Annotated in this window: 8 protein-coding genes; 1 reads left to right on the top strand and 7 read right to left on the bottom strand. The window is 66.7% G+C overall.

Features of this window, described 5'->3' with window-relative positions; translation table 11 throughout:
* Window positions 1–338 (bottom strand): hypothetical protein (locus EB084_15110; GenBank protein NDD29585.1); only part of this gene is annotated, 338 nt, incomplete at its 3' end.
* Window positions 339–510: 172 nt separating this feature from the next.
* Here EB084_15110 and EB084_15105 point away from each other — a divergent pair.
* On the top strand, window positions 511–1659 hold the full coding sequence (locus tag EB084_15105; protein NDD29584.1) for a hypothetical protein: 1149 nt from the start codon (window positions 511–513) through the stop codon (window positions 1657–1659).
* A gap of 78 nt (window positions 1660–1737) precedes the next feature.
* On the opposite strand, the gene EB084_15100 is transcribed toward EB084_15105, so the two are convergent.
* From EB084_15100 to EB084_15075, 6 genes are all read right to left on the bottom strand, one after another.
* On the bottom strand, window positions 1738–3225 hold the full coding sequence (locus EB084_15100; GenBank protein NDD29583.1) for a hypothetical protein: 1488 nt from the start codon (window positions 3223–3225) through the stop codon (window positions 1738–1740).
* Window positions 3225–4496, bottom strand: coding sequence for a hypothetical protein (locus tag EB084_15095; protein NDD29582.1), 1272 nt, complete (start codon window positions 4494–4496; stop codon window positions 3225–3227). The genes EB084_15100 and EB084_15095 overlap by 1 nt, the downstream gene beginning before the upstream one ends.
* 19 nt (window positions 4497–4515) lie before the next feature.
* Window positions 4516–5397, bottom strand: a complete 882-nt coding sequence (locus tag EB084_15090) for a hypothetical protein (GenBank protein ID NDD29581.1) — start codon at window positions 5395–5397, stop codon at window positions 4516–4518.
* A 27-nt stretch (window positions 5398–5424) separates the two neighbouring features.
* Complete coding sequence (locus EB084_15085) at window positions 5425–5796, bottom strand: hypothetical protein (protein NDD29580.1); 372 nt, start codon at window positions 5794–5796, stop codon at window positions 5425–5427.
* A 34-nt stretch (window positions 5797–5830) separates the two neighbouring features.
* Window positions 5831–7024 carry a methyltransferase domain-containing protein gene (locus EB084_15080; GenBank protein ID NDD29579.1) on the bottom strand — a complete coding sequence of 398 codons (1194 nt, stop codon included), beginning with the start codon at window positions 7022–7024 and terminating at the stop codon, window positions 5831–5833.
* 166 nt (window positions 7025–7190) lie between these two features.
* On the bottom strand, window positions 7191–7712 hold the full coding sequence (locus EB084_15075) for a hypothetical protein (protein NDD29578.1): 522 nt from the start codon (window positions 7710–7712) through the stop codon (window positions 7191–7193).
* Window positions 7713–7920: the final 208 nt, after the last annotated feature.

Here is a 7920-nt window from a genome sequence, read left to right as displayed (position 1 = left end):
GCGGACATGCTCTTCACCTCACCCCCGTTGACGAGAATGGCACCCGCAGGCGGCGACGCGTAGGGATTTCCTGCACTCGACTGCCCTGAGGCCTGCGGTGAAGGGGGGGGGCCGGCATCGGGTCGCGTGCTGGCGAGGGGCGCAGGGCTCAGTGCAGGAGCCGGGCTTCCCCCGATGGCCTTGGGGCTCTCAGACGCGCCGGGCGAGCTTGCGGGGCCCTTCGTGATCTGAACGCCTGTCGTCGGAGCGGTCTGGGGGCCTGCATTCGGGGTGCACCCCATGATGAATGCGCCGGAGAAGATGGCGATGGTCAGTGCGATGTCACGCTTGCGCTGCATGCGATGCCTTCCTTCTTGTGTGCTCTCGTGGGGGGGCCGAAGGGACGGTTGCCACACTCGGTCCGCGCCGAGCCTTCGTATCTCATCGAGGGGACTCCTTCAGGAGCGTGCGTTGACCCGACGAGGCTTCCTGAGAGAAGGGTACCCTCTTCGAGCGCTCGAACAGGCCCGCATGACGAGCCTCAGGGGCATGACCGTGCTCCTCTGCATCGCTTCCGCCCTCGGCCTTGCCTGTCTTCTCATCGGGCGCCCGCAGCGAGCGGCGACTTCTCATGCCACGCCTCTGCCCTCGGTCTCCGCTGCCGCGCGGGCGGCAGACTGGTCACCCGCGTCGTATCACGGGGGGGCCCCGCTCGAGCCGGATCCGGACTTCTGCGACGCGCTTCGCATGTTGCTCGAAGCCGAGCGTGAAGACCGACGAAGTGCTTCGGGCGCGCTTCGGCTGGCTGCGGGAGAGCATCCGGACGCAACGGCGGAGAGCCGTCGCGAAGCCCTCCTGCGCAATGCCCTGCAGAAGCTCGACCAGGCTGACACTTCGCCACCAACGCGTGATCGCAACCCCGAGACGCGTCGCCTGGTTCGCGCCTGGTGCGAGGCACAGCGCTCGCGCACCCTGCCGCTGGGCAAGCTCGAGCGGGTCGTCTTCCGATATGCCTTCGGACCCGAGGCAGACCCCTCCAGGTTCCTTGACTACAGCCTGCAGTGCTACACGAGAGAGCCGGAAGGCGATCCGATCTTTCACGCATTCACCAAGGGATTCTTCGCAGACAAGCGTCTGGAGGTTCTTCAGTCGCACCTCACCCACGGCATGCCTCCCCTCGAGGGGAAGACCGTGGCCGTGGTGCGCTGCAGCCTGGGCGAAGAGCTGCCGTGGGTGCTGCAACGGGTGGGTCGCTCGGGTACGGTGTGGGCCGAGGAGCAGGAGCCGTCGCTCCTGGCCTTTCTCGAATACGCGCAGACCCATGGCCTTCCGGAGCTGTCGGCGGTTCGGCGTCAGCTCGGCACACCGCTCGACGTGCGCCTCGCGCCGAGGAGCTGCGACGTGGTGCTGTGCGTGCAGGGGCTGCACGCGTATCAGGGGGGACAAGGCACGAACCGCAATGCCACGGTCTGGTTCGGCTCGATTCGTGAGGCGCTGCGTCGAGGGGGATGTCTTGTGATTCTGGAAGACGGTCGCCACATCGACAAGGACTTCGTGCTCCGACATCTCGAGGCAACAGGATTTCGGGTGGAGTTCGAGATGCCGGCGTATGATGGGTGCCCCGGACCTCGTGTCGTGGGCTTCCTGCTGCGAGCGGTGCCCAAAGAGCAGCCTCGGTGACGGGGTCACGCGCCTGCCGCCGTTCCACAGGTTGCCTGGGAGGGGTGCGGCGGGCAGATCGTGAGTCGCTCGGTCGCGCTACCAGTATCCGTACTGGCGCATGAACGTGCGAACGTCTTCGGGCACTGATCGCTGGACCTGCGGACTGTCGGTCAGGTGCATGACGTCGTTCACCGGATTGGGGAGCGCGTGGTTGACCTGCTCCTGGTCAAAGAACGCGAGCATGCTCTTCAGTGCTTGCGCGCGCGCGGGCACACGGCTGAGATCGCGAAGCTCGTCCGGATCGCTCTTCTGGTCGTACAGCTCGACCCTCTTCTCATCGGTGAACATCACCAGTTCCCACCCGCCCATTCGCAGGTGCACCCGCGTGTCGCTGTACGACACGACATACCGCGGAAGGGCGTCGGGGGCGGGTGTGCTCGTCCCGCCCCCCGCCTCTCGCATGGCGGCCAGGAGCGAGTGCCCCTCGTGGTCTTTCTCGGGCGCGATGCCCAGGTAGTCGAGCACGGTGGGGGCCACGTCGATGAGGCCCGCCACCCCCGTGACGCGGCGACCTCGAGGCAGCGTGGGCCCGGCCATGACCAGGGGCACGCGTCCGATGCCATCGTAGCAGTGCACGGTGTTCCGGAAGAAGCCCTTCTCGAACAGATCCCAGCCGTGATCGCCGATGACGATCACCAGCGTCTCGTCTTGCAGGCCTCTTGAAGCGAGGCCTGCCATCAGGGTTCCAAAGGCGTCGTCTGCTTTTCGGACACCCGCGTCGTAGTGCGCGATGAAGTGCCGCTTCATGCCTTCGGTGAGGCGCTGGGGGGCGTGTCGCTCCGGATGGCGCTCGAGCTCGTTGATCTGTTCGGTGAACGACCGCTTCCCCGTGACGGGACGCTGGTAGTAGTTTCCCTGGTAGATGTCGAGGGCGCCTTGCGGCGGCGTTCCCAGCACCCGATGAACGAGCTGCGCGTCTGCATCCAACGAGGCCGCGTCGGGACAGAGGGCGATCTGCGGCGGGCCGGGGTGAACGTCGGAGGCTTCCATGAAGAGCATGAAGGGCTGCTCTCGCCGCCAGGTGCCATCGAGCCAGGTCAGCCCGTGGGTGACGCAATCGAGGAGCTTCTGCGAGCCCCCGTCATCGGAGTAGACGTCGAATCCGCGTGAGAATCCCCATACCGCGGCGACGTCGCCGCCTCCGGTGAAGCCCGCGTTGGCGTAGCCGTGCGCCCGCAGGACCTCGGCGAGCGTGGTCTCTCCCTCGGGGACCTGTCGATGGGTGGCGCCCGGGGGGATGCGCGGATAGCGTCCGGTGAACAGGGTCTGGTGACTGGGGCGCGACGATGAGCCTTGGGTGTAGGCGTGCTCGAACACCACGCCACGTCGTGCCAGGGCATCGATGGCGGGCGTAAGGCTCGAGGTTCCGCCAAGGCTGGCGAGTCGATCTGCGCGCAGCGAGCAGATCGAGAATATCACCACGTTGGGAAGACGGTGCGGTGCGCGTGGGCGGCTGAGGAGCGCAATGGCGGCGAAGGCCACGAGGTTCAGGCCCGCCAGCACGAGCCAGCCGCGGTGGCGCATCAGAAATAGCCGTATTTCTGCAGCGCTTGCTTCAGCTCGGGGCTGTACCCGTGATTGACGTTCGTGTTGGCGAGATCGCCCTGCCAGGCGTGGAGCAGCCCCTGGAGACGGGCCGCGTCGCGCTGACGTGTTTGCATCAGGTCGTGCCGCTCACCAGGGTCGGATGCGACGTCGTAGAGCTCCTTTGTTCCCCGAGGTCGCACGACGGTCCAGGAGACCTTTCCCCCGCCCAGGTCGTGAGGCACTTTGAAGTCCTTGAGATACTCGATCAGCTTCAAGCCGTTCTGACGGGCCACTGCGGCTTCCAGCTGGTCGGTCTGTGCGTACACGACGCGATCTGATGCGCGGGGGCCGAGCAGATTGATTCCCGAGCAGGGAACCGCAGGCAGCTTCAGGGCCGCCAGCACGGTGGGGAAGATGTCGACCAGCATGGCCGGCTCCTTCACGGTCACGCCCTGTTCGAGCAGGCCGGGGCGCCACATGATCATGGGCACCGAGATCACGGCCTCGTAGGGGCCGTGCGCGCCCACGCCTCGCTCTGCGGTTCCGAGGCCGTGCTGCGACGCAAAGACGATGAGGGTGTCATCGCGCATGTTCAGGCGGGAGAGCGCCTCGATGGTGCGCCCGATGTTGCGGTCGACCTCACGCAACGTCTGCGTGACGCTCTCCCCAGGGGCGAAGGGGCCGTGCAGGTCCCAGTAGTCGGTCCACAGGAACCAGGGCTGCTCGCGGGAGCCGGATTCGAGCCAGGAGACGGCCCATTGCGTGATGTCGGCGGCCTTGAATCGCTCCTCGCCTTTGCTGAGCATGGGCATCCGGTAGGTCTCGAAGGCGTTCTCGAATCGCGATTCTGTGTGGTGTATCGTGGAGACGAAGCCCGCGGTTCGATAGCCTTGCTTGTGGAAGTACTCTGGCATCGACAGGGCGCGCTGATCGGGGCGCATGACCTCGAAGTAGTAGCGCGAGTAGAGCAGGCAGAGCGAGCTGCCCGTGGTGAAGTCGGTCTGTGCGCAGACGTCGGCGTAGCGCACGCCCTCGCGCGCAAGGGTGTCGATGTGGGGGGTGAGCGACGAACCCTGGGAGCCTGGCGCGTAGCAGCCGACAAGGCTGGGGGGCAGGCAGGCCACCGTGATGAGCAGGATGTTCTTTTGATGGCCTGCGGCTCGCTGCGTGACGGCCGGCGCCGCGGTCGGATGTCTGCTGATGAGCGCCATGATGAGGGCATTGGCGAGAATCAGCAGACCGATGATGGCTCTTCTCGTTCCGCTCACAGGGCTGCCCTTTCCGATCTCAGGGCCATCGTGTCGACGTCATGTGCGCCACGTCATGGAACGCATACTGGTTGCCACGGGCGTCGAGGCACATGCCGTCGAGGGTTGTGAACCGAATCTCCTTGATGGTGCGGTTCGCGGGGTCGTATCTCAGGTAGCCGTACACCTTCGACGACGCCGTGACTCCGGACTTCCAGGGCCCCTGTCCGACGGGCGCTCTGTCGGCCGACGGGGTGATGGTGAATCCACCTTCAAGGGTTACCGTGACGAGGCCTGTCTGCGCATCGGCCGTGGGGCGGGCATCGAGCCAGGCTTCACCAAGTCGGTGAATGGCGTCGGAATCGAGGTCCCACAGGAGGAAGCTGCCCTGGTCGTCCTTCGAACGTGTGTCAGCGCGATCGCGAACCTCGGGGGACGGCCTGAAGTGCAGCAGCAGACTGCGGGTGACCGCGCGTGGCACCTTGTAGTCGGCCAGCGACCCCTTGGGAGGCAGAAGGCTGTCTGTTTCTTCGGGAGAGAGGTCGATCCAGTCGATCATGAACGGTCTGGGTGGCACGGTGTCGTGGCGCGTGACGACCTGCAGATGCAGGCCGTCTTTTCTCTGAGCGACGTGGGTGTACGCGGGAAAGGGCTCTCCGGGCTTGAGCCCCAGCTGGGCAATGATCTCGTCGAGTCGCGCTGCCACGGCCTCTGCGCTCACGGCGGGGCTGTCGCCTGAGCGGGGCAGCACATCGATGATCTCACCGGTCATGGGGTGGATGACATAGGTGGCGATGAGATACCGAAGCGTGGGATCCTCTCCCGTCCTGGCGCGCACGTAGGGGTAGAGCTCCTCGGCTGGCACGTAGGCCGGGACGAAGTAGCGGTTGAGCTTGTCCTGCACCTTGTCATCACAGAGCATCACGGCCCTGTATGCTGATCCAGCGGGTCAACAGCGACTGTCGAACGTGCCGTGCATCGAGAAGATGAACAGCGGGCGTTTCTTCTCCTGGGCAACCTTCTGGGCGTGGTCAAGGCCGATCTGCCAGCCCACGCGTGTGAAGTTGGTCTCTGCGGCCGTCAGCGCATACCGCTGCACGTCGGCGTCGACGTACGCGGTCGACCCCACCGTGGCGGTGTTCGGTCGAGCGCTCGACGGGGGGGGCGGAATGCCCGCTGCTCTCGGCGGGAGGGAAGGCGCCGCGCTCGACGCGACGGGGGGAACGGCCGTCGCAGGGGGAGGCGCTCCGCGGCCGTGCAGCAGCGCGCCGGCGGCGAGTGCGTTCAACACGATGAGCGTGAGGGTTGGGGTGGTTCTCATGTGGCCTCCGGTGGCTGACGCCTGGATGTGGGGGTCATCTTCCTCCTTTGTGCGCAACGCGCTCCCGGAGGATGAATCCTGTTGTCGAACCTTCACCGATCTCGCCGGTCTCGGCGCTCATGATGTTCGCGTCTTCCACGAAACCGGCCTGCGTGAGGAGCTTTCGGGCGAACCTGGGGGTGATGTGCCGACCATCCTCGACGATGATGAGCACCGCGTTCGGTCGCATCGCACGTCGTATCGAGCGCAGCCACTTCACCGTCAGGCCGGTGATGCGCTCGTCTTCGTTGAGGTCGTTCTCGACGCAGTGGAGGGTTTGCACGAGGAACACCGCGTCCATTGCGCCGGCCTCGAGCATGACGTCTTCGTGCTGCCCCAGCTGCAGGTGGGCGCGCTGCAGAGCAGGCATGCCGTGTGTCGCTGCGTAGCGGATGAAGTCGAGCAGGGTTGCATCGATGTCTTCTCCCCAGACCTGCCCTGTCGGCCCTGTCTGCTCGAGCAGGTAGGGCAGCAGGGGCCCCAGTCCGCACCCCACGTCGGCGGCGTTCTTGCCACGCAGCGGCGGACACAGGCGCGACACGCTGCTGGCGAGGCTCTCGCAGCGGCGCTGGCCCAGGAAGCCCTTCAGCAGCTGCTTGTAGACCTCGTCGCGCTGCGGGTCGCCCGCATAGCACTCCTTGCAGTAGCCCAGGAAGCGCGTCGGGTCGGTGCCGGGACCCAGCACATAGGCGTAGCCGATCTCTTCGAGGGTACCGAGGGTCTGGTCGTCACGAACGACGCCCGCGGGGGGCTTTCCCGACGGGGCTGATCCGGGGTTCAGCTTGCGCAGGCAGTAGGCGTTGACAAGCCTGCGCGCGCCCGGTTGGCGCAGGCCCTTGTTCGAGCGGCTCACCACCACGTCGAGCTGACGCCGAGCCTCGGTCAGAAGCGCCTGCATGCGCTCCTTGTGGTTCATCGACGGGTCCAGCTCACCCGCGACCATGCGCAGCTGGGCAGTGGAATCGGCGCGTTCCTCGCGGGCATATTCGGCCAGGGCGTCGAGCGCCTTCACGAACGGAGGATCTGGCTCGAGCGCCTTGCAGCCCATGGTGATCTGCGGGGTAGCGTTGGACGAGGGCGATGGCGCGGCGCTCTGCGCAGGCGGGCTCTGCACGACCATGGCGCCCGCGGACGTTCCAGGCACGCGGGCCACGCTGATGAGGGCGAGCACGGCAAGGTTGCCCAGCAATAGAAGCAAAGCCCATCGCAAGGGGAGGCGTCGAGGAGAGCTGCGCGGGTTGGAGGATGACACGATACGCTTCGAGTCTACCAGAAACACAGGCCTCCGGCCATCCCGTCAAGGATGCGCCGCAGACAGAATCGCGGATGTCGGTTCGACATCCGCGATGCGGGGCTCACGGTTGCTTCGGCTGCGGTGCGCCTGACGGAGGAGGGGCACCGGGCTGAGGCTTCCCTGCCGGTGGCGGGGCGCCAGCAGCGGATCCTCCGGGAGGAGGCGGGTTGAGGCGGGGGCCACCAGACGGGGGAGGGGCTCCCGCTTGCGGTCCTCCAGAGGGAGGAGGCGGCGCGGGCGCGCCAGAGGCGGCGGGACCTGGGCCACCACCGCCCTGCGGAATACCGGAGGGAGGAGGCGGTCCGCCCGGCGCGGGCTCGCTGCCAGCAGGGCCGAAGCCGAAGGCCACGACAACCATCTCACCGGACGACTTGTCGACGTAGAAATCGCAGGAGGTGCCCACGGAGATGCCCTCGAGCTTCACGCTCGGAGAGAGCTTGAAGCTCGTGGTTCCCGCGGCGAGCTTGAGGTCGGGTACGCCTTCGTGGGCAAACGAGATCTTGTGCTCGTCCGCCGAGAGGACCTTGATCTCTCCGTATCCCTTCGACGTGCCTGCGGGTCCGGTGCTGACCGGCGGGGCCATGGCGCGGGGGTCTCCTGGAGGACCACCCGGCTGCGAGCCGGGGGCTGGCCGTCCGCTGGGCGCACCGGAGGGGGGCGCAATCGGGCCACCGCTCGGTCGCGCGGCAACCGGGCCGCCAGGGGGTGGAGCAACCGGACGAGGACCCGGGGGAGCCGCCTGAGGGCCACTGGGGGGGCGGATGTTGGAGATCGGGGGAGCGCTGTACAGC

It is taken from the genome of Pseudomonadota bacterium (genome assembly GCA_010028905.1).
Classification (GTDB): Bacteria; Vulcanimicrobiota; Xenobia; order RGZZ01; family RGZZ01; genus RGZZ01.
Note: the sequence above shows the minus strand (reverse complement) of the source record. Positions and strands in the feature narration are given on the sequence as shown.